Source organism: Ferranicluibacter rubi (assembly GCF_011603255.1).
Classification (GTDB): Bacteria; Pseudomonadota; Alphaproteobacteria; order Rhizobiales; family Rhizobiaceae; genus Ferranicluibacter; species Ferranicluibacter rubi.
Map to the genome: position 1 here is coordinate 63057 of NZ_JAANCM010000002.1, position 22394 is coordinate 85450.

The 22394-nt window shown below is 63.7% G+C and carries 23 protein-coding genes; 12 read left to right on the plus strand and 11 right to left on the minus strand.

Annotated elements, in window-relative coordinates:
• Positions 1-122: 122 nt before the first annotated feature.
• The 4 genes from G8E10_RS04125 to G8E10_RS04140 form a co-directional block, all read right to left on the minus strand.
• Complete coding sequence (locus G8E10_RS04125) at positions 123-923, minus strand: hypothetical protein (protein WP_167127257.1); 801 nt, start codon at positions 921-923, stop codon at positions 123-125.
• A 58-nt stretch (positions 924-981) separates the two neighbouring features.
• Positions 982-1251 (minus strand): hypothetical protein, encoded by a 270-nt coding sequence (locus tag G8E10_RS04130; protein WP_092932990.1) that lies wholly within the window; start codon positions 1249-1251, stop codon positions 982-984.
• Between the two features lie 125 nt (positions 1252-1376).
• Positions 1377-1817, minus strand: a complete 441-nt coding sequence (locus G8E10_RS04135) for a TIGR02301 family protein (protein ID WP_132447220.1) — start codon at positions 1815-1817, stop codon at positions 1377-1379.
• Between the two features lie 50 nt (positions 1818-1867).
• A complete protein-coding gene (locus G8E10_RS04140) occupies positions 1868-2293 on the minus strand; it encodes an NUDIX hydrolase (protein WP_167127260.1) in 426 nt (141 codons plus the stop codon).
• 116 nt (positions 2294-2409) lie between these two features.
• Between G8E10_RS04140 and G8E10_RS04145 the strand changes: the two genes are divergently transcribed.
• On the plus strand, positions 2410-3210 hold the full coding sequence (locus tag G8E10_RS04145) for an SOS response-associated peptidase (RefSeq protein ID WP_167127263.1): 801 nt from the start codon (positions 2410-2412) through the stop codon (positions 3208-3210).
• Between the two features lie 37 nt (positions 3211-3247).
• On the opposite strand, the gene G8E10_RS04150 is transcribed toward G8E10_RS04145, so the two are convergent.
• A complete protein-coding gene (locus G8E10_RS04150; RefSeq protein WP_165929750.1) occupies positions 3248-3424 on the minus strand; it encodes a hypothetical protein in 177 nt (58 codons plus the stop codon).
• A gap of 567 nt (positions 3425-3991) precedes the next feature.
• Between G8E10_RS04150 and cysS the strand changes: the two genes are divergently transcribed.
• The 5 genes from cysS to cimA all read left to right on the plus strand — a co-directional run bounded on the left by cysS (position 3992) and on the right by cimA (position 9252).
• Positions 3992-5449 (plus strand): cysteine--tRNA ligase, encoded by a 1458-nt coding sequence (gene cysS, locus G8E10_RS04155; protein WP_167127266.1) that lies wholly within the window; start codon positions 3992-3994, stop codon positions 5447-5449.
• 241 nt (positions 5450-5690) lie between these two features.
• On the plus strand, positions 5691-6170 hold the full coding sequence (locus G8E10_RS04160; RefSeq protein ID WP_110800078.1) for a GFA family protein: 480 nt from the start codon (positions 5691-5693) through the stop codon (positions 6168-6170).
• The gene (locus tag G8E10_RS04165; protein WP_425530816.1) at positions 6143-6658 is read left to right on the plus strand and encodes a GFA family protein; all 516 of its coding nucleotides are present in this window, start codon (positions 6143-6145) and stop codon (positions 6656-6658) included. The genes G8E10_RS04160 and G8E10_RS04165 overlap by 28 nt, the downstream gene beginning before the upstream one ends.
• Complete coding sequence (gene pip, locus G8E10_RS04170) at positions 6655-7632, plus strand: prolyl aminopeptidase (protein WP_167127272.1); 978 nt, start codon at positions 6655-6657, stop codon at positions 7630-7632. Before G8E10_RS04165 ends, pip begins: the two co-directional genes overlap by 4 nt.
• A gap of 3 nt (positions 7633-7635) precedes the next feature.
• Positions 7636-9252, plus strand: a complete 1617-nt coding sequence (gene cimA, locus G8E10_RS04175) for a citramalate synthase (protein ID WP_167127275.1) — start codon at positions 7636-7638, stop codon at positions 9250-9252.
• Position 9253: 1 nt separating this feature from the next.
• Here cimA and G8E10_RS04180 read toward each other — a convergent pair whose 3' ends face one another.
• The 3 genes from G8E10_RS04180 to G8E10_RS04190 form a co-directional block, all read right to left on the minus strand.
• The gene (locus tag G8E10_RS04180; RefSeq protein WP_343289695.1) at positions 9254-9556 is read right to left on the minus strand and encodes a type II toxin-antitoxin system RelE/ParE family toxin; all 303 of its coding nucleotides are present in this window, start codon (positions 9554-9556) and stop codon (positions 9254-9256) included.
• Positions 9553-9828 carry a ribbon-helix-helix domain-containing protein gene (locus tag G8E10_RS04185; protein ID WP_167127278.1) on the minus strand — a complete coding sequence of 92 codons (276 nt, stop codon included), beginning with the start codon at positions 9826-9828 and terminating at the stop codon, positions 9553-9555. The genes G8E10_RS04180 and G8E10_RS04185 overlap by 4 nt, the downstream gene beginning before the upstream one ends.
• Positions 9829-9958: 130 nt before the next feature.
• Positions 9959-11923, minus strand: coding sequence for a bifunctional 2',3'-cyclic-nucleotide 2'-phosphodiesterase/3'-nucleotidase (locus G8E10_RS04190; protein WP_167127992.1), 1965 nt, complete (start codon positions 11921-11923; stop codon positions 9959-9961).
• Positions 11924-12270: 347 nt separating this feature from the next.
• Between G8E10_RS04190 and rarD the strand changes: the two genes are divergently transcribed.
• Positions 12271-13242, plus strand: a complete 972-nt coding sequence (gene rarD, locus G8E10_RS04195) for an EamA family transporter RarD (protein ID WP_167127281.1) — start codon at positions 12271-12273, stop codon at positions 13240-13242.
• 51 nt (positions 13243-13293) lie between these two features.
• On the opposite strand, the gene G8E10_RS04200 is transcribed toward rarD, so the two are convergent.
• Positions 13294-13914, minus strand: a complete 621-nt coding sequence (locus G8E10_RS04200) for an LOG family protein (RefSeq protein WP_110732643.1) — start codon at positions 13912-13914, stop codon at positions 13294-13296.
• Positions 13915-14169: 255 nt separating this feature from the next.
• Here G8E10_RS04200 and G8E10_RS04205 point away from each other — a divergent pair, with 255 nt between their 5' ends.
• Positions 14170-16080: an Ig-like domain-containing protein gene (locus tag G8E10_RS04205; RefSeq protein WP_167127284.1), complete on the plus strand. Its 1911-nt coding sequence runs from the start codon at positions 14170-14172 to the stop codon at positions 16078-16080.
• A gap of 180 nt (positions 16081-16260) precedes the next feature.
• Positions 16261-18147 (plus strand): ABCB family ABC transporter ATP-binding protein/permease, encoded by a 1887-nt coding sequence (locus G8E10_RS04210; protein ID WP_167127288.1) that lies wholly within the window; start codon positions 16261-16263, stop codon positions 18145-18147.
• A gap of 30 nt (positions 18148-18177) precedes the next feature.
• On the opposite strand, the gene G8E10_RS04215 is transcribed toward G8E10_RS04210, so the two are convergent.
• Positions 18178-19035: a glycosyltransferase family 8 protein gene (locus tag G8E10_RS04215; protein ID WP_167127291.1), complete on the minus strand. Its 858-nt coding sequence runs from the start codon at positions 19033-19035 to the stop codon at positions 18178-18180.
• A gap of 215 nt (positions 19036-19250) precedes the next feature.
• On the opposite strand from G8E10_RS04215, the gene G8E10_RS04220 reads away from it, so the two are divergent.
• The 3 genes from G8E10_RS04220 (at position 19251) to G8E10_RS04230 (ending at position 21375) form a co-directional block, all read left to right on the plus strand.
• Positions 19251-19949 carry a phosphatidylserine decarboxylase gene (locus tag G8E10_RS04220; protein ID WP_110726473.1) on the plus strand — a complete coding sequence of 233 codons (699 nt, stop codon included), beginning with the start codon at positions 19251-19253 and terminating at the stop codon, positions 19947-19949.
• 143 nt (positions 19950-20092) lie between these two features.
• Positions 20093-20941: a CDP-diacylglycerol--serine O-phosphatidyltransferase gene (pssA, locus tag G8E10_RS04225; RefSeq protein ID WP_110726472.1), complete on the plus strand. Its 849-nt coding sequence runs from the start codon at positions 20093-20095 to the stop codon at positions 20939-20941.
• 41 nt (positions 20942-20982) lie between these two features.
• Positions 20983-21375, plus strand: coding sequence for a VOC family protein (locus G8E10_RS04230; protein WP_167127294.1), 393 nt, complete (start codon positions 20983-20985; stop codon positions 21373-21375).
• 17 nt (positions 21376-21392) lie between these two features.
• Here the strand turns inward: G8E10_RS04230 and G8E10_RS04235 are convergent, their stop codons facing one another.
• A complete protein-coding gene (locus G8E10_RS04235) occupies positions 21393-22301 on the minus strand; it encodes a LysR family transcriptional regulator ArgP (RefSeq protein ID WP_167127297.1) in 909 nt (302 codons plus the stop codon).
• Positions 22302-22394: the final 93 nt, after the last annotated feature.

Consider the following 22394-nt stretch of genomic DNA (forward strand, 5'->3'; position numbering starts at 1 on the left):
TCTGCGCACTCTCACACAATCCTAGAAATTGGAATGGCAGGAGATACACGACGGATCGCTAAAAGGTAGGCTCTCGCCCGGCGCCCTGCAAGCGTTTGCCGGTCCTCACACGCCATCCGGCGTCAGTCGCCGCCGATGAAGAACTTCCATTGCCCATCGGGCGTGATGCCGATGCGATAGAAGTTGTAGCTGCCGAATTCCTGCATGGACGCGACGTCGCCGGCCGTGACGAGGCGCATCAGGTCCACCTTTTCCGGCGGCGTCAGGCTGTCGAGAGACTTGGCGGCGAAATAGGGCCAGACATACATTTCGTCCGGCGTCCCCTTGTCGATCACGGTAAAGCCGGTGGAGAGCACGTCGAGCATGATGGCGAGAATTTCGAGCCCGTCTGCATCGCCCGAAAGACCCTTCACGGCGGCGACGGGATCGGTTTCCTCCTCGCTGTCGCCGATGGCGGTTGCCGTCTCGCCCTTGCCGAGCAGCGGGCGCAGGCGCTCGATATCGCCGGAGGCGGCAGCCTCGACGATCAGCTCGCGCATCCGGGCGACGGGCTTCGGGATCTTCGAAATATCGGTCAGCACTTCGACGGGCCCGTCGTCCGCCTCTGCGGCCGGCGTCTTGCCTGGATGCTGCCCTGGCGTCTGATCGTCGGTCTTGCCCTGCCGCGGCTGCGCCGTCGGCTTGTTCACCAGCGGGTCGGGCATGGGGATGGCACCGGGCGCGCTCGGAGAAACAGAGTCGTCCTTGCTTGGCTCGACGGGTGCATCCGGCTCTTCCGCTGCCGCATCACTCGGAATCGTGCGTAGCTGGCTCAGAGCGAAGGCCGGTGCTGCGGGCACGAGGCATGTCGAGGCAAGAAGGGCGGTGAACGCAAGCGCACCAAGAAGAGCGGATGGAGTCCGGCTATTCGACGAACGTGTCATGGCACTCTCGTTACTGGTGGAGCGTCCGCAAGGGGACGGGGTCCGGATCGGGCAGCCGCTATTGAAGCGAACGCTGCGGGGAAAACTCGCCGGCAAGCATGCGCTCGCGAAGCGAATTCAGCATGGCCTCGGCACTGTCCTCGCCATGCAGGCGGATCGTCTCGCGCATGGCGAGCGCGATGGCGGCATCGGCGATGATCTCCGGCTCGATTCCATCGGCCATGCCATCTGCCCAAGCTTCGTTCTGATGTTCCAGCGCCGCCTGCATCTTCTCGTGGACGATCATGTCGTCTATCTCGTTGAGGCTCTGTTCCATCGACCGTTCCATGCAATTATACGCTTTCACATCACGCCGCATCGGAATCGCGGCGGCACTTGTTACCATGGTCTTAACAAGACTAGCAGTCTTTTACCGAAACGACACGGCCCGTTCGAAAAAAGGTTAACGGAGCCCTAATTTCCGAACCGCGAGACGATTTCGGCGGCCAGTGTTGCCCCTTCGTCACGGTAACGCTGGTCGGCCAGCACGGCGCTCGGCGTACAGCTTGTATAGACCGAGGCGAAACTGCGATAGCCCCTGTTGAAGGCGGCGGTCAGCCGCGCCTTGCGATCCGGCTCCGCGCCGGCCTCCCGGTCGATCAGCGCCTGCATGTCGGCGCGCCATTCCCCGGCCTTCGCGTCCGCGCAGAGCGTCCGCAGATAGGTGACGGACCCCACGATCTCCGCCATCCGCAGAAGCCTTGCGTCATAAGGTGCGGGCTTTGCCGCATGCGCATCGGCACTGGCTGCAGGCGGGCGTTCCGTAACCGGCTGCGCTTGGGCTGAGGACAGCGGCAGGCCGAGCACAAGGAGAAGGCCGGCAAGGGCAGGGCGCAGGGGAATCTTGAAGGTCATGCCGGCGAAAATGCCCGTTTCCGTCGATTTCGCAAGTCCCGGCTTCCCCATCATGCCCTCGTGGTTTCCAGCCGGGCGATGCAATCGCGCACGCTCGGCGGGGCTGGCAGGTCGGCGATTTCGGCGGCGGTGTACCAGCCAAGGCTTGCGGCATCGTCTCCGGCGACCGCTTCGGCCTCGATATCCGCCTCGACGCGGAACACCGAGAGGAAGAAATGCCGCCCGCCTGCGCCATCCGCTGTGTCCACCGGCAGGTCGTAGTTTGCGAAGAGCACCGGCACTGAGCCCGTGATGCCGGTCTCCTCGAACAATTCCCGCACCGCCGTTTCCGCCGGCGTCTCGCCCGGCTCCGCCCGCCCGCCGGGAAAGGCGAACATGTCGGCAGACGGCGGCTTGGAACGGCGCACGAGCAGGTAGCGACCGTTGCGCACCACGATGGCGGAAGAGGCGAGGGCAGGCGGCGGAGAGGCAGTCATGGCGGTTCCGTTATGGCGTTGCGGACGAATCGATCCTACATCAGGCCGAGGGGCGAGCGCGATCGAATGCAGGCCGTGACGCCCCGAGAGTTCGGCGAGGACAGGGGATCGACATCATGTGCGGACGCTATGCTCTGACGGTCAAGCCCGAGGGACTGGAGGAGGCGCTGGCCGTCATCGACGCCGGTGATTTCCCGCCGCGCTACAATATCGCGCCGACGCAGCCGATCATCGTCGTCACCGCCGCCGACCGCACCGATCCGCGCAGCAACACCCCGCCGCGCCGGACCGCGCTCGTGCGCTGGGGCTTCCTGCCGGGCTGGGTCAAGGACCCGAACGATTTCCCGCTGCTCCTGAACGCGCGCGCCGAGACGGCCATCGAGAAGGCCTCGTTCCGCGCAGCCATGCGTCACCGTCGCGTGCTCGTGCCCGCATCGGGTTTCTACGAGTGGCGGCGCCATCCCAAGGAAAGCGGCCTTCCATCGCAAGCCTACTGGATAAGGCCGAAATCCGGCGGCATCGTCGCCTTCGGCGGCCTGATGGAAACCTGGGCCTCTGCCGATGGCTCCGAGATGGACACGGGCGCGATTCTCACGACCCGCGCCAATGCGGCGATGGCCTTCATCCACGATCGCATGCCGGTGATCATCCGGCCCGAAGACTTCTCCCGTTGGCTCGATTGCAAGACGCAGGAGCCGCGAGACGTCGCCGATCTGATGGTGCCGGCCGATGACGACCTGTTCGATTTCGTGCCGGTCTCCGACGCGGTCAACAAGGTCGCCAATACGACGCCGGATATCCAGACGCCTGTCAGTGTTACCGAGTCAGCGCATGCGTCGACCAAACCAGGCAGGAACAAGCCTGCACCCGCAGGGCCGCCAGACGATGGCGACGGCCCTCAGCTCTCGCTGTTCTGATCACGCGGTCGCGGGCGAGCCCTGCCGTGCCGAGCGATCAGTGCTCGCGCCAGTCGCGAATGCGATCGGCAACCTTTGCCGGCTGCGCCGCTGCCTTGGGCTTCTGGTGCAGCGCTGCGGCAGCTACGGCCTTCAGGCCCAGCGGGCGGTAGCGGTCGATCAGCGTTTCGTTCTTGGCAGCGGCTTCAGTCGTGTCCGTCTTGCGTTCCGTCATGTCACTCTCTCCTGATAATGATTCCGTCCCGGGTCGGGTCCTGCTTGGATGAAACCGTCGCTTAACGATCACAACCTGCAGTACCTCGTTCGTTCCCGGAGAACCGAGCTTTTCGCGTTGTCCCCGCAAGCTCGAATCTCCCGAAATTCTGCGGCTTTCAAACGTTTCAATCATGACAAATTCATGTCCATCCTGCGAGCTTTTTGCGAGCAAAAACATGCTGCAATGCAACCGGATGGATGCTGCGATGCGGCGAGTTTGTCGGTTTGATATGACCCCTCGGCCCAACGGGCGGACCCCCTTGACCCAAGGGGTGGGCCCCTTGACCCCAGGCGCGACCCCCCTTGACCCAAGGGGTGGGAACAGCGATAAAGCCGCCATGAAAACGGACACCTGCATTTTCTGCGGCTCGATTATTCGCTAGCGCTTGCCGCTGGCCCTTTCCGTTTCGTCTCCTTACCCAAGACCAAGATGACAACGCGAAGGCCGGCAGGCCGGCGCGCGTGATTTGCGGCGGCCATTCGCTGGATCGACCGTTCGGGACAAACGACAAGGGAGACGATACGCATGACGGACGTGCCGGCACTGAGGCTCTACAATACGCTGACGCGCGAAAAGGCCGATTTCGCGCCGATCGATGCTGCCAATGTCCGCCTCTATGTCTGCGGCCCGACCGTCTACGACTTCGCGCATATCGGCAATGCGCGCCCGGTCATCGTGTTCGACGTCCTCTTCCGCCTGCTGCGCCATCTCTATGGCGCGCCGAACGTCACCTATGTCCGCAACATTACCGACGTGGACGACAAGATCAACGCGCGCGCGCTGCGCGACTTCCCGGATCTGCCGTTGAACGAGGCGATCCGCGCCGTCACGGAGAAGACCGAGACGCAGTTCCGGGACGATGCGCGCGCGCTCGGTTCGCTGGAGCCGACCGTCCAGCCCCGCGCCACGGAGAACATCGCCGAGATGATCACGATCATCGAGGCCCTGATCGCGCGCGGGCACGCCTATGTCGCGGCTGGCGAGGTGCTGTTCGACACGACCTCGATGGCCGATTACGGCGCGCTCTCGCATCGCAATCTCGACGAGCAGCAGGCCGGCGCCCGCATCGCCGTCGATGCGCACAAGAAGAGCCCTGGCGATTTCGTGTTGTGGAAGCTGTCCTCCGACAACGAACCCGGTTGGGACAGCCCCTGGGGCCGCGGCCGTCCGGGCTGGCACATCGAATGCTCCGCCATGAGCCACCGCTATCTCGGCGAAACCTTCGACATCCACGGCGGCGGCCTCGACCTCATCTTCCCGCACCACGAGAACGAGATCGCCCAGTCGCGCTGCGCTCACGGCACGAAAAATATGGCCAACGTCTGGATGCACAATGGCTTCGTGCAGATCGAAGGCCGCAAGATGTCGAAGTCGGACGGCAACTTCGTCACCATCCACGACCTGCTGCACACAGAAAACTTCGGTGGCCGGAAGTGGCCGGGCGAGGTCCTGCGCCTCGCCATGCTGATGACGCAGTATCGCCAACCGATCGATTTCAGTCTCAAACGGCTGGAGGAGGCACAAGGCATCGTGCGCCGCTGGGCCGACGCCAAGGTTCGGGTCGCCGCTCTTCTGGCTGAAAGCTCGGAAGTGCCCGCTTGGATCCTGCCGCAGGACAGCCCGATCCTCGACGATCTCAACCTCTATCCCGTCATCACCGGCATGAACCAGCTCGCGACCGACGCGGTGAAGGGCGATCCGGCTGCTGCTGCCGCTTTCCTCGGGCTACTGGATCTGATGGGTTTCGAGGCGATCGAGCATCTCAGCCAGCAGGCGACGGATCTGGACCTCAGCCTTGCCGACGAGGACAAATGGGCCGGCGTGACGCAACGGATCGAGGAACGGCTGGCGCTCCTGAAGGCCCGGAACTTCACTGACGCCGACCGCATCCGGGATGAACTTCTTACTGAAGGCATCCAGCTGAAGGACGGCAAGGACCCGCAGACCGGCGAGCGGGTGACGACTTGGGAGGTCAAGCGCTAGAGGCTGCGGGAGCAGCCTTGCGTTGAGCGCTCGATCGGCATGGAATGCGGAATGGGTGGAATCGCCGGATCGGCCGGCGAGACGCGACAATGGACGTTGAGTTGCGGGAGGAGAATGCGATGATCTGTCCGTTCATGCGATACATGCGCACGAAGACTCAGAGTGTGAGCGACCGGCGTTACACCTTTGACGCATCAGGTCTTTCCAGCATTCCATACCAGAAGAGGACCGCATCATGACGATGGATGTACACTTCGGCGGCTGCCAGTGCGGTGCCGTGCGCTTCCGGGTGGAAGGCACGCTCGACGACGCCTCCGTCTGCCATTGCCGCATGTGTCAGAAGGCATTTGGTGCGTATTACGCGCCACTCGTCTCCGTGCGCGGACTGGATTTTCGATGGACGCGCGGCGAGCGGAAATCTTTCCGCTCCAGCAATGTCGTGTCGCGTGGCTTCTGCGGCGATTGCGGTACACCTCTGACGTACGAGGCGCCAGACGGTATGGCAATCGCGGCTGGAGCCTTCGATGATCCCTCCGCCTTTGTCCCCAGCACACAGTTCGGCACCGAGGCGAAGATCGCATTTGTTGATCATTTACATGAGCTGCCGGGTCACCCTACGGAAGAGGACCTCGACGATGCGCCGTTCCTAGATGGTCTCGTTTCCTACCAGCACCCCGACCACGAGACGGACCAATGGCCGCTAGAGGAGAGACCGCAATGAACGACGATGCCAGAACAGTCGGCGAAAGAACAGGCGGCTGCCAGTGCGGCGCCGTGCGCTTCCGTATCAAGGGCACGCTCGGCCGCCCGTCGATCTGCCATTGCCGCATGTGCCAGAAAGCCTTCGGCGGCTTCTTCGGGCCACTAGTCACCACCCCCGAAAACGGCCTGAGCTGGAGCCGCGGCGAGCCCGCCTGGTTCCAGTCGTCCATCAACATTTCCCGCGGCTTCTGCGCATCCTGCGGCACGCCGCTGGCCTATCGCCATCCCGGTGGGCTCGAAATCGCCATCGGCGCCTTCGACGACCGCACCGATCTCGCGCCGCAGATTCAGGTCAATGTCGAGGCTCGCATCCCTTGGGTCACCACCATCTTCGACCAGCCGGTGCATGGCGATCCCGACTATTACGCGCAGCAGGAAGCCGTCATTTCCTTCCAGCATCCCGATCACGATACGGCCGACTGGCCGACTCACGGATTGAGCCTATGACCTCCGAACACGACACCGACAGCCTGCGCGGCCTCTATCCGCCCATCGAAGCCTATGCCTCCGGCCATCTCGATGTCGGCGACGGGCATTCGATCTACTGGGAACGCTCCGGCACGCCGGGCGCCAAGCCCGCCGTGTTCCTGCATGGCGGCCCCGGCGGCACCAGCGGCCCCAACCACCGCCGCCTGTTCGATCCCACGCTCTACGACGTGCTCCTCTTCGACCAGCGCGGCTGCGGCAAGTCCACGCCGCATGCGGGCCTCGAGGCGAACACGACCTGGCATCTGGTGGCCGACATCGAGCGCCTGCGCAAGATGGTCGGTGTCGACACATGGCTCGTCAACGGCGGCTCCTGGGGCTCGACGCTGGCGCTCGCCTATGCCGAAACCCACCCGGAGCACGTCTCCGAACTCGTGCTGCGCGGCATCTATACACTGACCAAGGCCGAACTCGACTGGTACTACCAGTTCGGCGTGTCCGAGATGTTCCCCGACAAGTACGAACGCTTCGTCGCGCCGATCCCGCCGGAAGAGCGCCACGAGATGATGCAGGCCTATTACCGCCGCCTGACGGGCGACGACATGGCGCTGCGTCGCGACGTGGCGAAGGTCTGGAGCACCTGGGAGGGCGAGACGATCACGCTCCTGCCGCAGCCCGACACCAGCAGCAAGTTCGCCGAAGACGACTTCGCCGATGCCTTCGCCCGGCTGGAAACGCACTACTTCGTGCATGCCGGCTGGATGGACGAGGGCCAGCTCGTGCGCGATGCCCACCGTCTCCACGGCATCCCTGGCGTCATCATCCAGGGCCGCTACGACATGCCGTGCCCGGCGAAATACGCCTGGGCGCTGCACAAGGCCTGGCCGCAGGCGGAATTCCATCTGGTCGAAGGCGCCGGCCACGCGATGGGCGAGCCCGGCATCCTCGACCGGCTGATCCGCGCCACCGACACCTTCGCCGGCAAGGAAGCCTGACCCATGAGACGCGAGCGCATCTTTCTCTTCGACACCACGCTGCGCGACGGCCAGCAGACGCCCGGCGTCGATTTTTCCGTCGAGGACAAGATCGCGATCGCCTCTATGCTCGACGATTTCGGCATCGACTATGTCGAGGGCGGCTATCCCGGGGCAAACCCGACCGATACCGCCTTCTTCGCCAAACGCCGCACCCGCAACGCCCGCTTCGTTGCCTTCGGCATGACCAAGCGCACCGGCGTGTCCGCCGCCAACGATCCGGGCCTTGCGGGTCTGCTGCAGTCGGCCAGCGACACGATCTGTCTCGTGGCGAAGAGTTGGGATTATCACGTCGCGGTCGCGCTCGGCTGCACCAACGAGGAAAACCTCGAAAACATCGCGGCTTCCGTGGAAGCCGTCGTGATGAGCGGCCGCGAGGCCATGGTCGATTGCGAGCACTTCTTCGACGGCTACAAGGCCAACCCCGACTACGCGCTCGCCTGCGCCAAGGCCGCTTCTGATGCCGGCGCACGCTGGGTCGTGCTCTGCGACACCAATGGCGGCACGCAGCCGGAGGAAATTCGCACGATCGTCGCCTCCGTCATCGCCGCCGGCATCCCCGGCGACCGTCTCGGCATCCACGCGCACAACGACACGGGCCAAGCGGTGGCCAATTCGCTGGCCGCGGTCGAGGCCGGCGTTCGCCAGATCCAGGGCACGCTGAACGGCATCGGCGAACGCTGCGGCAATGCCAACCTCGTCACCCTCATCCCGACGCTTGCGCTGAAGGATGTCTATGCCAGCCGCTTCGAAACGGCCATCGACACCGACAGGCTGCAGGAACTGACGAAGCTCTCCCACGCCTTCGACGAGCTGCTGAACCGCTCGCCCGACCACCAGATGCCCTATGTCGGCGCCTCCGCCTTCGCCACCAAAGCGGGTATCCATGCCTCCGCACTGCTCAAGGACCCGCGCACCTATGAGCATGTAACGCCGGAGAGCGTCGGCAATCTGCGCAAGGTCATGGTGTCGGACCAGGGCGGCAAGGCCAATTTCATCAATGCCTTGAAGCGTCGCGGCATCGTGGTCGGCAAGGACGATCCGCGCCTCGACAGACTGATCACCATCGTCAAGGAACGCGAGGCGACGGGCTATGCCTATGAAGGCGCCGATGCGAGCTTCGCCATCCTCGCCCGCCGCATCCTTGCCTACGTCCCCGATTTCTTTCATGTCGAAAGTTTCCGGGTCATGGTCGAGCGCCGCTTCGACGCCAACGGCCAGCTGAAGACCGTGTCGGAAGCCGTCGTCCGCGTTCTGATCGACGGCGAGGAAACCCTCTCCGTCGCTGAAGGTCACGGCCCGGTCAACGCGCTCGATCTCGCCCTACGCAAGGATCTCGGCAAGTATCAGCACGAAATCGCCGATCTCGAACTCGCGGACTACAAGGTCCGCATCCTCAACGGCGGCACGGAGGCCATCACCCGCGTCCTCATCGAATCCACCGACGCCACCGGCGCCCGCTGGTGGACCGTCGGCGTCTCCGACAACATCATAGACGCTTCGTTTCAGGCTTTGATGGACAGCATCGTGTTCAAGCTGCTGAAGAACCGCGACGGCGCGGTGGCGGCTGCGGCGGAGTAGATCAGTCTGCGGAAACGCGAAGATCGCGGCCGCGATGAAATATGCGAATGATGGTCACTTGCTCGTCCTTCACCTGAAAGACGATGCTTGCCCGGCGGCGAAAACCGACGACACGGAGTCCAGGTCTAAGGTCTTCTCTTGAGAAACCACGCTGTGGAAACAGTGCAAAGCCTAGGCAATGGCGATGAATGTCACTCACATACTTGAAGGCAACGGCATATCCGGCTCGGGGTGCAAGGTAGTCGAAGAGTTCCGTCAGATCGGCGTTGGCTTCCGGCGTGAACTGGACAGGCAGATCGCTCACGGCTTGTCGTTGAAATTGGACCTGTCGATATGGTCTTTGATCGCCGCCCAGGAGGCATCCGCACTCATCACGCGACCCGGCTCCCGTGCAAGCGCATCAACGGTCGGCAGAACCTCGTCATGCAGCCAGGTTTCGAATGCCGCGTCCTGTATGGCGATCGTCATGAGGCCTTCGCGGAACACATCGCTCTCTGTCGCATATTCGCCAGAGGCGACCTTCTCCTTCACAAGCATTGCCATGTCGTCCGGAAGAGTGATGCGAAATGCCTGCATGTCCTCGGCTCCTTTGAGGTTCTGCAAATATTCTATCGCATGACGTCTGAAACGGAAATTGGTTTTGCAGACGGTCGCGTAGCGGCGAAAAAACGGGGTACGGCAGATCGTAGGTCTTGTGGATCAAGTCTCACAACACCAGCCGGAACCGCGCAAACCCGTCCGCACCATCCCCAGCATCCTCGATCTTTGCCGCCTTGACTTGGCCCAGCAGCAGCCGCGCTTTCGGGCCTGTCTCGAACAGGGCCGTCGTGCCGGGCAGGGGCTTGAAGCGCCAGTTGGCGTCGGCCGTCGGGTTGATCGTGCCCTGGTCGTGAATGTAGCGGACGATGACGTCGCGGTTGGTGTCGGGGGCGGCGAAGACGACCTTGTCGCTGGCGATGTCCGGGAACTTGCCGCCGCCACCGGCGCGGTAATTGTTGGTGGCGACCACGAATGTCTGTGCGGGATCGATGGGTTGGCCGTCGAATTTGAGGTCCGTGATCCGGTGTGCAGCCTCATCGGCAAGCTTGCCGTCCGTATCGAAACGCGCCGGCTGCGACAGGTCGATCTCGTAAGTCACGCCGTCGATGACATCGAAATTATAGGACGGGAAGCCGACGCTCAGCAGCGGCTGGTCCTTTTGGCCGGGCGTCAGGCGATTGAACATGCCGGCCGACATTTCGAGCCAGTTCTTCACCTGCGCGCCGGTGATGACGACGGCCTGCACGGTGTTGGGATAGAGATAGAGATCGGCGACGTTCTTGATGGCGATGTCGCCCGCGGGAACGTCGGTATAGTAGTCGGCACCGCCGCGTCCGCCGGCCTTGAAGGGGGCTGCGGCCGAGAGCACGGGCAGGTCCTTCCACGCCGTCTCCTTCAGCATGTCCTTGATGTACCAGGTCTGCGCTTGGGAAACGATCTGCACCGACGGGTCGTCGGCCACCAGCGCGAAGTAGGAGTAAAGCGGCGCCGAGGTCTTGCCGACGGGGGTGCGGACATAGGCGAGCGTCGCCTCATGTTCGGCCTTGGCGGCGGTCAGCACATCGGCGCGGTCGTTGACGTCGGCCACGACCTTCTTGTCCTCGCGGTGGTAGATCGGCCGGGCCTCGGTAGTGAAATCGACGACCTTCCAGCTCTTTCCGTCCTTCTCTAGCAGCAGATCGATCAGCCCGAGATGCGAGCCCCAGAAGCCCGCCATGACGGCCGGCTTGCCCTGCAGCGTGCCTTTCACCGGGTCCACGCCCGCAATGCCATCGAAGCTCTTCGGTCCGGGGAACACCAGATGCTGGTGCCCGGTCAGCACGGCATCGATGCCTTCCACGCCGGCGAGATAGAGGGACGCGTTTTCCATGCGCTCGGTCTGCCCGCTTCCGTCGATGCCGGAATGCGACAGTGCCACGATGATGTCGGCGCCGTCCTCCTTCATCACCGGCACCCAGGCGCGCGCGGCTTCCACGATGTCACGCGTCTGCGCCTTGCCTTCGAGGTTCTTCACGTCCCAGAGCATGATCTGCGGCGGCACAAAGCCGATCAGCCCGATCTTCAGCAGGCTCGTTGCGCCACTGCCGTCCGTCACGGTCTTCTCAACGATCGTATAGGGCTTGAAGAACAGCACGTCCTTGGTCGGGTCATCGGCCAGCGTCCCCTTCGTCAGGTTGGCGCAGACATAGGGGAAGTTCGCGCCGGAAAGCGCCTTCGCCATGAAGTCGAGCCCGTAGTTGAACTCGTGATTGCCGAGCGTGCCCGCCTCGTAGCCGAGCAGGTTCATGGCCTTGATGACGGGGTGGACGTCGCCCTCTTTCAGGCCCTTCTGGTAGGCCATGAAGTCGCCCATCGGGTTGCCCTGCAGGAAGTCGCCATTGTCGACCAGCAGGGTGTTGCCCGCCTCGGCGCGGATGGCGTCGATGATCGAGGCGGTGCGCGAGAGACCCAGCGTCTCGTTCGGCTTGTCGCCGTAATAGTCGTAAGGATAGACGTGGACGTGGATGTCGGTCGTTTCCATGAGGCGCAGATGCGCATGGTTGGCGCTGCCATGCGCGGCGAACGGATGCAGCATGACGAGCCCGGAGGCCGACGCAAGACCGCCGAGGAAGGCGCGGCGTGTTACCGCCATGGCTGCGGGACGGGAGGTGGGGAGGAAAGGCGCTGAGGGGGAGGACATGACGTTCCTTTCGTGCCGGATCACTTCGCAGCGACCATATACCAAAAGACGGGCTTGGCGACCTTCGGACGGACGGCATCGGCTCATCGTGGACAAGCGAACCGCCATCGGAAATCTCGCAGGCAAAAGCGACGGTCGTGTGTCACCAGAATTCGTCGATGGTTCAGGGAAATGAATTGGAGCGGCATCGCCTTTTCGCGTAAGCCGCGCCTTGAAGCGACATGCGTCACGCGGGCTTTACCTTCCGCGCGACGGGAAGCGTGCAGGCAGGGGCGCAGAGGCCGGAGGAGGGCCGCGACATGGCTGATAGGACAAGCGAGCCGCTGGCGACGACCGGCGCCGTGCCGACGGCCGTTGTTCCCGGCAACGGCGACAGCCCGCGCGGTTTCCTGCTCGCCGCCATCGCCTATGCCTGCTGGGGCTTCCTGCCGCTGTTCATGAAGGGCATCGGCCATATTCCGGCCGCCGAGGTGGTCGCGCATCGCATCGTCTGGTCCGTGCCGCTCGTCGGCGCGTTCATCCTGTGGCTCGGCCGGACCGCGGATCTGAAAGTCGCGCTGCGCTCGCCGCGCATGCTGGCCATGGCGGCGCTGACGGCGACGCTCGTTACCTTCAATTGGGGCATCTATGTCTGGGCCATCAGCGTCGGGCGAACGCTGGAGGCGGCGCTCGGCTACTATATCAATCCGCTCTTCTCGATCTTCCTCGGCGCCGTGCTGCTGAAGGAAAAGTTGAACCGGGCGCAACTGGTCGCCATCGGCTTTGCGGTCGCCGCCGTCGCGATCATCGCCGTGGATGCCGGCGGGCTGCCCTGGGTGTCGCTCGGGCTCTGCGTGTCCTGGGGGTTCTACGCCTTTTTCCGCAAGACCTTGCCGGTCGGGCCGAACCAGGGCTTCTTCCTGGAGGTCATGCTGCTCTCCGTGCCGTCGCTCGCCTATATCTTCTATCTGGAAAGCTCGGGGCAGGGGCATTTCACAGATACGGGCATCGCGGATGTGGTGTGGCTCATCTCGTCCGGCGTCGTCACTGCCGTGCCGTTGCTGTTTTATGCCAACGGCGCCAAGCTGCTGCGCCTCTCCACCATCGGCATCATGCAGTATATCGCGCCCAGCATGGTGTTCCTCATCGCGGTCTTCGTCTTCCACGAGCCGTTCGGCATGGTGAAGCTGATGGCGTTCGGGCTGATCTGGATGGCGCTGGTGATCTATACGGGCTCGATGCTCGTGGAAAGCCGGAACGCCCGACAGGCGGCAGCTGCTCTGAAGGCCTGATCCGGCAACGGTTGGCCGCAATGTGAGCCGCCTGTTTAAAGCGGCTGCACGTTACAGCTTGTCGATGATATCGCTCTCGCCGCCGCGATCGACCGTACCGGCCCAGTGGGCTTTCAGCGCGGGCACCACTTCATCCGGATCGTCGATGACCAGCGGCTGCACGAGATGCGCGGTGTGGATGAAGCCGCTATCGGCCATGTGGTGGATCAGCTTCATCAGCGGGTTCCAGAAGCCGTTGATGTTGACGAGAACGATCGGCTTGCGGTGCCGCCCGAGCTGCGCCCATGTCATGATCTCGACGATCTCCTCCAGCGTGCCGATGCCGCCCGGCAGCGTCACGAAGGCGTCGGCCCGCTCGAACATCTTGTGCTTGCGCTCATGCATGTCGGCCGTCACGACCAGTTCGCTCAACTGACCGAGCGAGTGCCGGGTGGCCTCCATATCGATCAGGAACTGTGGTATAATGCCGGTCACGCGGCCGCCATTGGACAGGACGCCGCTCGCGACGGCGCCCATGATGCCCTTGGTGCCGCCGCCATAGACGAGATGCATATGATGCTCTGCGATGGATTTGCCGAGCCTGCGGCCCGCATCCATGAATTCGGGCTCACGTCCGGGCTGGGAACCGCAATAGACGCAGATGGATCGAATCGGAACAGTTTGATCACTCATAGGGGAAGCAGACATCCGGTCCTGCACCGCGTCAAGGTACGGAAGAGGCAAAACGTGTAAAAAGGCACGCACGAAGCCTTCAGAACATGCATCGCTGCTTGTGGAGAAGGCCGGATATCGCTAGCAATTTCAAGAGATGTGCGTTGAGCAAAGCCGCCTGCGCGCAAGACGATTTGGCTCCCGGTTGGGGCTGCAGAACACGGCAAACGTTTTTGGCGAACACGGTCAGCCGAAACGTCCGTGGTGGAGAGGTGCATGAGGAAGAATACGGCAGGTCTGGTCGCGCTCGTCGTGCTGGCAATCGCCACGCTTTTGATGATCTTCGTCGTGTTGCCCAATGTCGGTGACGAGGCAGTGCCGACGGTTGCCGAAGGCACGGGTGCGAAAAGCCCCTCGACACCTGCGGACGATGCGCCCGGCGCGCTCCCGGGCAGCGGCGATACCACCACGGCCGATGCCAAGGGCAACCGCCCCAGTGCCGGCGATGCTGCAAACCCCACGAGCCAGGCCGATACCGATCAGGCAAACACCGCCCAGCCGGCTCCGTCCGGCGAGGCTGCCGCGCCGTCTTCGACCGCGACACCCGCTGCGCCAACTGAGATGGCTGATGGTACCGATACGCCGAGCTTCGACGTGCTGCGCGTCGAGCCCGATGGCTCGACCGTCATTGCCGGGCGTGCCGAGCCCAACAGCAAACTGGAGATCGTCAACGGCAATGCCGTCGTCGGCACGGCCGATGTCGGCGGTACCGGCGATTTCGCGGCCGTCTTCGACAAGCCGCTTCCGCCCGGCGACTATCAGCTGACGCTGCGCAGCACGACGCCATCCGGTGCCGTCACCGCGTCCGATGAAGTGGCAACCGTTTCCATTCCCAAGGTCGACAACGGCCAGCTTCTCGCCATGGTGACGAAGCCGGGACAGGCAAGCCGGATCCTGACCGCGCCGAGCGAGCTTTCTGCACCAGCAGAGACAGCCCCGGCTGCACTGTCGGGCGCAGCACCTGCTGCCGGCGACCAGGCCGCCCTTCAGACACCCGCACCGACGACATCCGTTCCCGTTCCTGCCAATGGCACGCCATCTCCGGGTACCTCGGCTCCGGGCATACCGGCCTCGCCGGTTGCCGTATCCGCCGTCGAAATCGAGGGCCGCAAGCTGTTCGTCGCCGGCACGGCTCGTCCGGGCTCGACCGTGCGCATCTATGCCGACGACCAGCTGGTCGGCGAAGGCAAGGCGGACGCGCAGGGCCGCTTCGTCATCGATGGCGAACTCAGCCTGTCCGTCGGCCAGCATGTCATCCGGGTCGACATGGTCGGCGCCGACGGCAAGGTGCAGATGCGCGCCGCCGTTCCCTTCGAACGTCCGGAAGGCGACCAGATCTCCGCCGTCGCCCAGACACCGGCCAGCGGCTCCGATCCGGCCTTCGACGGCGCCATCTTCGATGCCTCGCGCATGGAAGCGGCCAAGGCTTTCGCGCTGCTGAAGGGTCTCTATGCCGGCGGCAAGCTGCCCGGTCTCGACCAGCTCGCAGCCGCACGGTCCGCCACGGAAATCGCCCTGACGTCGCTGGCCGGTGTCAAGCCGGTCACCGGCATGCAGGCGGGTGTGACCGACCGCGTCAATGCCACCACGAAGGCAGCTGGCGAGGCACTTGCGATCCTGAAGCCGCTGCCGCGCGATGCTGCAGCCGTCGGTGCGGTCATCGGCCGCCTCGACACCGCGATGGCCCGCGTGCTGGAGACGGCTCCGGCCGTTGCAACATCGCCTGCACCTGTGGGCCAGCCCACCACCAGCCAGTCCACAGCGGGCCAGCCAGCTGCCAACACGGACGCCGCTACGCCTTCGACCGCGCCGGGCGCAGTCCCATCGCAACCCACCGTCGCCCCGTCTTCGCAGACGGCCAGCGGCGAGCCGGAGACGGTGCAGCAGGCACCGTTGCAGCAGAGCAAGAGCTCGGTGATCATCCGCCGTGGCGATACGCTTTGGCAGATCTCGCGCCGGGTCTACGGGGCAGGGGTGCGCTACACCACGATCTACGTGGCCAACGAGGACCAGATCCTCGATCCCGACCGCATCCTGCCGGGTCAGGTCTTCGGCGTTCCCGAGACGGCGCTGCCCGATGCGCAATCGCAGGAAATCCACCGCCGGCATATGCAGCACGCACCCTGACGGCAGCGCGTGAGACGGTAACGCGCAAAGGCACGGCCGCAAGGCCATTGCCGCGGCAGCCGGGTAAGCCTATGTGATGCTCGACGCGAACGGCGCCTTCCTCAAGGGGGCGCCGTTCGCACGTTTGACCGGCACTCCGTTGTCGGCCGCATAGCCCTGCCGGCGTGAAATCGAAGAGATATGACGGACCAGAAGAAGACCGTGTCGGCCGATGCCGGCAATCCGCTCCGGACCATCCTCCACCTGTGGCCCTATATGTGGCCGAGCGACCGGGCCGACCTGAAGATGCGCGTGGTCTGGGCGACGGTGATCCTTCTGATCGCCAAGGTCGTGCTGCTGCTCGTGCCCTATTTCTTCAAATGGGCGACCGACGCGCTGAACGGCCGCGCCGATATGAGCGGCGTCCTCCCCACGGTGATGACCGGCGCCCTGATGCTGGTCGTCGCCTACAATCTGGCGCGTCTCCTGCAAGCCGGTCTCAACCAGCTGCGCGATGCGCTCTTTGCCAGCGTCGGCCAACATGCGGTGCGCCAGCTCGCCTATCGCACCTTTGTGCACATGCACCAGCTGTCGCTGCGCTTCCATCTGGAGCGCCGCACCGGCGGCCTGTCGCGCATCATCGAGCGCGGTACCAAGGGCATCGAGACGATCGTCCGGTTCACCATTCTCAACACCGTGCCGACGCTGATCGAGTTCCTGCTGACCGCGGCGATCTTCTGGTGGGGCTACGGCTTCTCCTACCTGCTGGTCACCGCCGTCACGGTCGCGGTCTATATCTGGTTCACGGTCAAGGCGAGCGACTGGCGCATCTCCATCCGCCGCTCGATGAACGACAGCGACACGGATGCCAACACCAAGGCGATCGATTCGCTGCTCAATTTCGAGACCGTCAAATATTTCGGCAACGAGCAGATGGAAGCGACGCGCTTCGACCAGTCGATGGCGCGCTACGAGAAGGCAGCAACGCAGGTCTGGACCTCGCTCGGCTGGCTGAACTTCGGTCAGGCGGTAATCTTTGGCCTCGGCACCGCCATCATGATGATCATGTCGGCGCTGGCCGTGCAGCGCGGCGAGCAGACCATCGGCGATTTCGTCTTCATCAATGCCATGCTGATGCAGCTGTCGATCCCGCTCAATTTCATCGGCTTCGTCTATCGCGAAATCCGCCAGGGCCTGACGGATATCGAGCAGATGTTCGATCTGCTCGAGGTGCAGGCCGAGGTGGTCGACTGTCCCGGCGCGAGGGAACTCGCGATCGACAAGGGTGCCATCGTCTTCAAGGACGTGCATTTCGCCTATGATCCGGCACGCCCGATCCTGAAGGGAATCAGCTTCGAAGTTCCCGCCGGCAAGACCGTTGCCGTGGTCGGTCCCTCGGGCGCCGGCAAGTCCACGCTGTCGCGCCTGCTCTACAGGTTCTACGACGTGCAGCAAGGGTCGATCACCATCGACGGGCAGGACGTCCGCAGCCTGACGCAGAAGAGCCTGCGTGCGGCGATCGGCATGGTCCCGCAGGATACGGTGCTCTTCAACGACACCATCGCCTACAATATCCGTTACGGCCGCACGTCGGCCTCGCAGGCCGAGGTCGAGGCTGCCGCCGACATCGCGCAGATCGGCACCTTCATCGAGACGCTGCCGGAGGGCTACGACGCCATGGTCGGCGAGCGCGGTCTGAAACTGTCCGGCGGCGAGAAGCAGCGCGTGGCCATCGCCCGCACCGTGCTGAAAAGCCCGCCGATCCTCATCCTCGACGAGGCGACCTCAGCGCTCGACACGCGCACCGAGCAGGAGATCCAGGCAGCCCTCGACATCGTCTCGCGCAACCGCACGACGCTCGTCATCGCCCACCGCCTTTCGACCGTCATCCAAGCCGACGAGATCATCGTGCTGAAGGACGGCGTGATTGCTGAACGCGGCACCCATGGCGAACTGATCGACCGGGACGGCCTCTACGCCTCCATGTGGAGCCGCCAGCGCGAGGCGACCCAGGCGGCCGAGCAGCTGAAGAAGGTGCAGGACGAAGACGACCTCGGTATCGTCACCCGCCGCCCGCCGGCGGTTTGAGACGCCTATCGGTCGGCAGTTCTGCGTCGCTCAGGGCATCGCGCGCCGGGGTGAAAGGCGGCGGAGCACGGCCAGCCATCTTTTACGGATGGAGTGGCGATAACGCTTCCATTGCCTCTGCCGCTTCGTTCGCAGAGGTGCGTCCGCCCAGGCCGTCGTTGCGCGAACCGCGAGGTATGCGCCCTGCTGTGGATGCCGGCATTCTAAGGAGTTCGGCTTCGCATGGGTGAAGTGCACGACGACCGCATCGGTATAGTCGTCCGCCATCTGCGCGTTCCACTGCCAGCCGAGCTGCAGCGCCCGGCCGCTGGCGAGCAGGTTGAGGACATCCTGATCGAGAAACGGGAATTGCCTCGAATGGAGGAGCGCGAAGCATGTCTCGCTCGCCTTCTCGCTTCGCCATTTGGTCGCGTCGATGACGAGAACGCCGGCATTGAAATAGAACGCATCGTCGCTTCGCCCCAGCGCCATGTTCAGTTCGGCCGGACTCGTGCTGCCACGGGCTGCGACGCCTGCAACGAGATGATCGCCGAGCGGCAGGGTGAAGAGATACGAGATGTCGCCGAGGATCAGCGTATCGGCGTCCAGATAGACAATGCGAGGATAGGCAGCGCCCATCTGGTCCGGCAGAAGCAATCGCGCATAGGTCGCGCGGCTCCATCCGCTCGTCGTTCTCAGGTTTTTGATCCTGCCCAGCATTTCGTCATCGATATCGATGAACGTGACAGGCCGCCCGACGGAGCGCTGGATTTTTTCCTTGTCGGACGGCCGCAGCCCGTCGCCGAGAACGCAGAATTCCACGTCGGGAATGTTACCGTTGAGGTGCGCCGAACGCAGCATCACGGCGGCAAGCTCGGCATAATCCCGGTCGATGCAACATGCCAGCATGTCCGTCTTCTCTTTAGATAAGATAGGTCTGTTATAATGAGCCTTAATATGAGGTCAACGGTTCGCATAGACTGTTGAGGCGTAGGGCCTTTCGCACGAGGAAACGCTACCGTTTTCGCAGTCATGCCCCATATCCCCTTGATCACCGCGATTGTTGCCGCAGGGCACGTTTCCCTATAGGTGCAGGAACGGAGTTTAATGGAGACGCTGCCCTCATGAGCCTGATTACGTCCGTTCGCAACACGCTGGTGCCGATCAACAAGGCCGGCTACCCGTTCATTGCCGGGTTCTTCGTCGTCTCCCTTCTTCTCGGTTTCCTGTGGGAACCGCTGCTGTGGATCGGCTTCATCCTCACCGCCTGGTGCGCTTACTTCTTCCGCGACCCCGAGCGCGTGACCCCCGTCGATGACGATCTCGTCATCAGCCCCGCCGATGGCCGCGTCTCGTCCATCGCCCATATCGTTCCGCCTGAAGAGCTGGGCCTCGGTTTCGAGCCGATGCTGCGCATCTCCGTCTTCATGAACGTCTTCAATTGTCACGTGAACCGCGCCCCCATGCGCGGCACCATCACGCGCATCGCCTACCGCGCCGGACAGTTCGTCAATGCCGAACTCGACAAGGCCAGCAGCGACAACGAGCGCAACGGCCTCGTCATCGAGACCGCCCATGGCGCCATCGGCACGGTGCAGATCGCCGGCCTCGTTGCCCGGCGCATCATCTGCTGGTCGTCGCAGGGCGAGCAGCTGCAGGCAGGCCAGCGATTCGGCCTCATCCGCTTCGGTTCGCGCCTCGACGTCTTCCTGCCGGCCGGCGCCGAGCCGCGCGTCAGCCTCGGACAGCTCGCCATCGCCGGCGAGACCGTGCTGGCCGAGTTCGGCTCCGAAAAGGGCCCGACGCTCGGTCGCCGCGACTGACATCAAGGTGATGCCCGATCAAGCCGCTTTGATCGGGTATGACGTGAGACCGCGCTGGAACGCTTCCGCCGCCGCGCTATGTTGAACTGCAATTCTTCCGCAGGGACCATCCGTCCCGCCGTGCTCCCGAGGACCCAAGCGCCATGGATACGACGCCGTTTCCCCCCTTCGAGCCGAACGGGCCGAAAGACGACGAGGCCCGCGGCCCGCGCCTGCGGGAGATCCCGCTGCGTCTGCTCATTCCCAACCTGATCACGGTGCTGGCCATCTGCGCCGGCCTTACCGGCGTGCGGCTTGCCTTCGAAGGCCGGTTCGAGCTGGCGGTGGCCATGGTGCTGGTGGCGGCCTTTCTCGACGGCGTCGATGGCCGCATCGCCCGCCTCCTGAAGGCCACGTCGAAATTCGGCGTACAGATGGATTCGCTCGCCGATATCGTCAATTTCGGCGTCGCCCCGGCACTGGTGCTGTTTGCCTATGTGCTGGACGAAGCCAAGTCGATCGGCTGGATCGCCGCCCTGATCTACGTCATCGCCGCCGGCCTGCGGCTAGCCCGTTTCAACGTGATGGCCGAACGCGATATCAAGGCGAAGTGGCAGTCCGAATATTTCGTCGGCGTTCCCGCACCGGCCGGCGCCATGCTCGTGCTTCTGCCGGTCTATCTCGGCCTCATCGGCGTCGAGCCCAACCGCACCATGGGCCTCATCTTTTCGGCCTATACGCTGCTCATCGCCTTCCTGCTTGTCAGCCGCTTACCCGTCTGGTCCGGCAAATCGGAAAACCGCGTCCGCCGCGATCTCGTTCTCCCGGTCATCCTGGCCGTGGTGATCTACGTCGCGACCCTGATGAGCTTCACCTGGGAAACCATGGTGATCACCGCCATCGCCTATCTCGCCACACTCCCCTTCGGTGCCCGCGCCTGGAAAAAGAAGTACGGCAGCAAGTGGCCGGAGCACCCGGAAGGCGTCAGGGACGACGGCCTGCCGGGGCAATAAATGAGCAGGCCGAGGTGAGGCAGCAAGAGGGAATTTGGCCCATGAAGTTCGGCTACACGATTACCTACGTCCCCGACGTCGCAGCCTCTCTCGACTTTTTTGAGAAGGCGTTCGGCTTCCCCGTCAAGTTCCTGCATGAGGGCGGGGACTACGGCGAACTGGAGACGGGTGAGACGACGCTGGCCTTCGCCTCGACCCATCTCGCCTCTGCCCATTTTCCCGAGGGCTATGTCCTCGCGCACGCCTCGAAGCATCCTCTCGGGATGGAGATCGCTCTCGTCACCGACGATGTGGCCGTGGCCCATGCCCGAGCATTGACATGCGGTGCGCAGGAGATCAGTTCGCCGACGAAGCAGCCCTGGGGTCAGTTCGTTTCCTATGTCAGGTGTCCCGATGGTTTGCTGGTGGAGCTGTGCACCCCAGTCTCCGGATAATCAGTCGGCGATGACGCTCAAGATGGTGCGTGAAGCACCCCACGCGCCGTATCGACCACCGCCCGCGTCAGCGTGGTCAACTGGTCTGCCGCAAGCCGATTGATCTGCCAGAACAACGGAACATCCAGCGGCGTGTCTGGGATAAGCTCGACCAGACGGCCGCTGGCGAGGTGTTCTGCGACGAGGATCTCGGGATTCATGCCCCACCCCATTCCGGACAGGCTTGCCTCCACGAAACTCTGCGTCGAAGGCAGCCAGTGGGTGGGGCACACCGGGTCCTCGCCGAGCGCCTGCCGGAGCCATCGGCTCTGAAGCCGGTCCTTGTGGTTGAAGGTCAGCGCCGGCGCCTGGGCGAAGGCGGATGGCGTCATGCCGCCGTCGAAATACCGTTCCACGAAATCCGCGCTCGCCGTCGCCCGATACCGCAACGCGCCGAGCGGCGTGCGGCGACAGCCGGAAATCGGTGCTTCCAGCGACGTGACGGCCGCCAGCACGCGCCCCTGTTGCAGCCACTCGGCCGTATGGTCCTGATCATCAACCGCAATGTTGAGGAGATGCGGCGCCTCGCGTGAAAAGACCGAGGCCGCCGTCAGGAACCATGTGGCAAGGCTGTCGGCATTGGTGGCGATGTGAAGGGTGACGCGGGCGCTGGGCGAAAGCGGATCGGCAAGTGCTGGCAAGTGGCTGAAGAGCTCGCTTTCCAGCATGCCCACCGTCTCCATGTGCCGGCAGAGCCACGCCCCCTTCTCGGTCGCGGCGCAGGGCGAACCGCGGATGATGAGCGCCGTCCCCAGGCGCTCTTCCAATGCTTTCACGCGCTGCGAGATGGCGGACGGCGTGACGTTCAACAACCGCGCCGCCTTTTCAAAGCTTCCCGTCTGTACGACGGCAGACACCGCACGAAGGGAGATATAGTCGAGCGCCATTAGGTGTCCTTCATCAAGATTAGGATCTTTAACTATCCTAATTTGAGACTCAGCGCTATCGAAGCTCACACCACTCGGGAGAGATCAATGCCG

What these genes read in the sequence shown, in the direction of transcription:
- G8E10_RS04210 (WP_167127288.1), top strand. Translation starts at nt 16,261, where the DNA reads ATGACGGACCAGAAGAAGACCGTGTCGGCCGATGCCGGCAATCCGCTC.
- G8E10_RS04135 (WP_132447220.1), bottom strand. Translation starts at nt 1,817, where the DNA reads ATGACCTTCAAGATTCCCCTGCGCCCTGCCCTTGCCGGCCTTCTCCTT.
- G8E10_RS04205 (WP_167127284.1), top strand. Translation starts at nt 14,170, where the DNA reads ATGAGGAAGAATACGGCAGGTCTGGTCGCGCTCGTCGTGCTGGCAATC.
- G8E10_RS04150 (WP_165929750.1), bottom strand. Translation starts at nt 3,424, where the DNA reads ATGACGGAACGCAAGACGGACACGACTGAAGCCGCTGCCAAGAACGAA.
- G8E10_RS04190 (WP_167127992.1), bottom strand. Translation starts at nt 11,923, where the DNA reads ATGGCGGTAACACGCCGCGCCTTCCTCGGCGGTCTTGCGTCGGCCTCC.
- rarD (WP_167127281.1), top strand. Translation starts at nt 12,271, where the DNA reads ATGGCTGATAGGACAAGCGAGCCGCTGGCGACGACCGGCGCCGTGCCG.
- G8E10_RS04140 (WP_167127260.1), bottom strand. Translation starts at nt 2,293, where the DNA reads ATGACTGCCTCTCCGCCGCCTGCCCTCGCCTCTTCCGCCATCGTGGTG.
- G8E10_RS04200 (WP_110732643.1), bottom strand. Translation starts at nt 13,914, where the DNA reads ATGAGTGATCAAACTGTTCCGATTCGATCCATCTGCGTCTATTGCGGT.
- cysS (WP_167127266.1), top strand. Translation starts at nt 3,992, where the DNA reads ATGACGGACGTGCCGGCACTGAGGCTCTACAATACGCTGACGCGCGAA.
- G8E10_RS04235 (WP_167127297.1), bottom strand. Translation starts at nt 22,301, where the DNA reads ATGGCGCTCGACTATATCTCCCTTCGTGCGGTGTCTGCCGTCGTACAG.
- G8E10_RS04165 (WP_425530816.1), top strand. Translation starts at nt 6,143, where the DNA reads ATGGCCGCTAGAGGAGAGACCGCAATGAACGACGATGCCAGAACAGTC.
- G8E10_RS04215 (WP_167127291.1), bottom strand. Translation starts at nt 19,035, where the DNA reads ATGCTGGCATGTTGCATCGACCGGGATTATGCCGAGCTTGCCGCCGTG.
- pip (WP_167127272.1), top strand. Translation starts at nt 6,655, where the DNA reads ATGACCTCCGAACACGACACCGACAGCCTGCGCGGCCTCTATCCGCCC.
- G8E10_RS04145 (WP_167127263.1), top strand. Translation starts at nt 2,410, where the DNA reads ATGTGCGGACGCTATGCTCTGACGGTCAAGCCCGAGGGACTGGAGGAG.
- G8E10_RS04125 (WP_167127257.1), bottom strand. Translation starts at nt 923, where the DNA reads ATGACACGTTCGTCGAATAGCCGGACTCCATCCGCTCTTCTTGGTGCG.
- G8E10_RS04220 (WP_110726473.1), top strand. Translation starts at nt 19,251, where the DNA reads ATGAGCCTGATTACGTCCGTTCGCAACACGCTGGTGCCGATCAACAAG.
- G8E10_RS04160 (WP_110800078.1), top strand. Translation starts at nt 5,691, where the DNA reads ATGGATGTACACTTCGGCGGCTGCCAGTGCGGTGCCGTGCGCTTCCGG.
- pssA (WP_110726472.1), top strand. Translation starts at nt 20,093, where the DNA reads ATGGATACGACGCCGTTTCCCCCCTTCGAGCCGAACGGGCCGAAAGAC.
- cimA (WP_167127275.1), top strand. Translation starts at nt 7,636, where the DNA reads ATGAGACGCGAGCGCATCTTTCTCTTCGACACCACGCTGCGCGACGGC.
- G8E10_RS04230 (WP_167127294.1), top strand. Translation starts at nt 20,983, where the DNA reads ATGAAGTTCGGCTACACGATTACCTACGTCCCCGACGTCGCAGCCTCT.
- G8E10_RS04185 (WP_167127278.1), bottom strand. Translation starts at nt 9,828, where the DNA reads ATGCAGGCATTTCGCATCACTCTTCCGGACGACATGGCAATGCTTGTG.
- G8E10_RS04130 (WP_092932990.1), bottom strand. Translation starts at nt 1,251, where the DNA reads ATGGAACGGTCGATGGAACAGAGCCTCAACGAGATAGACGACATGATC.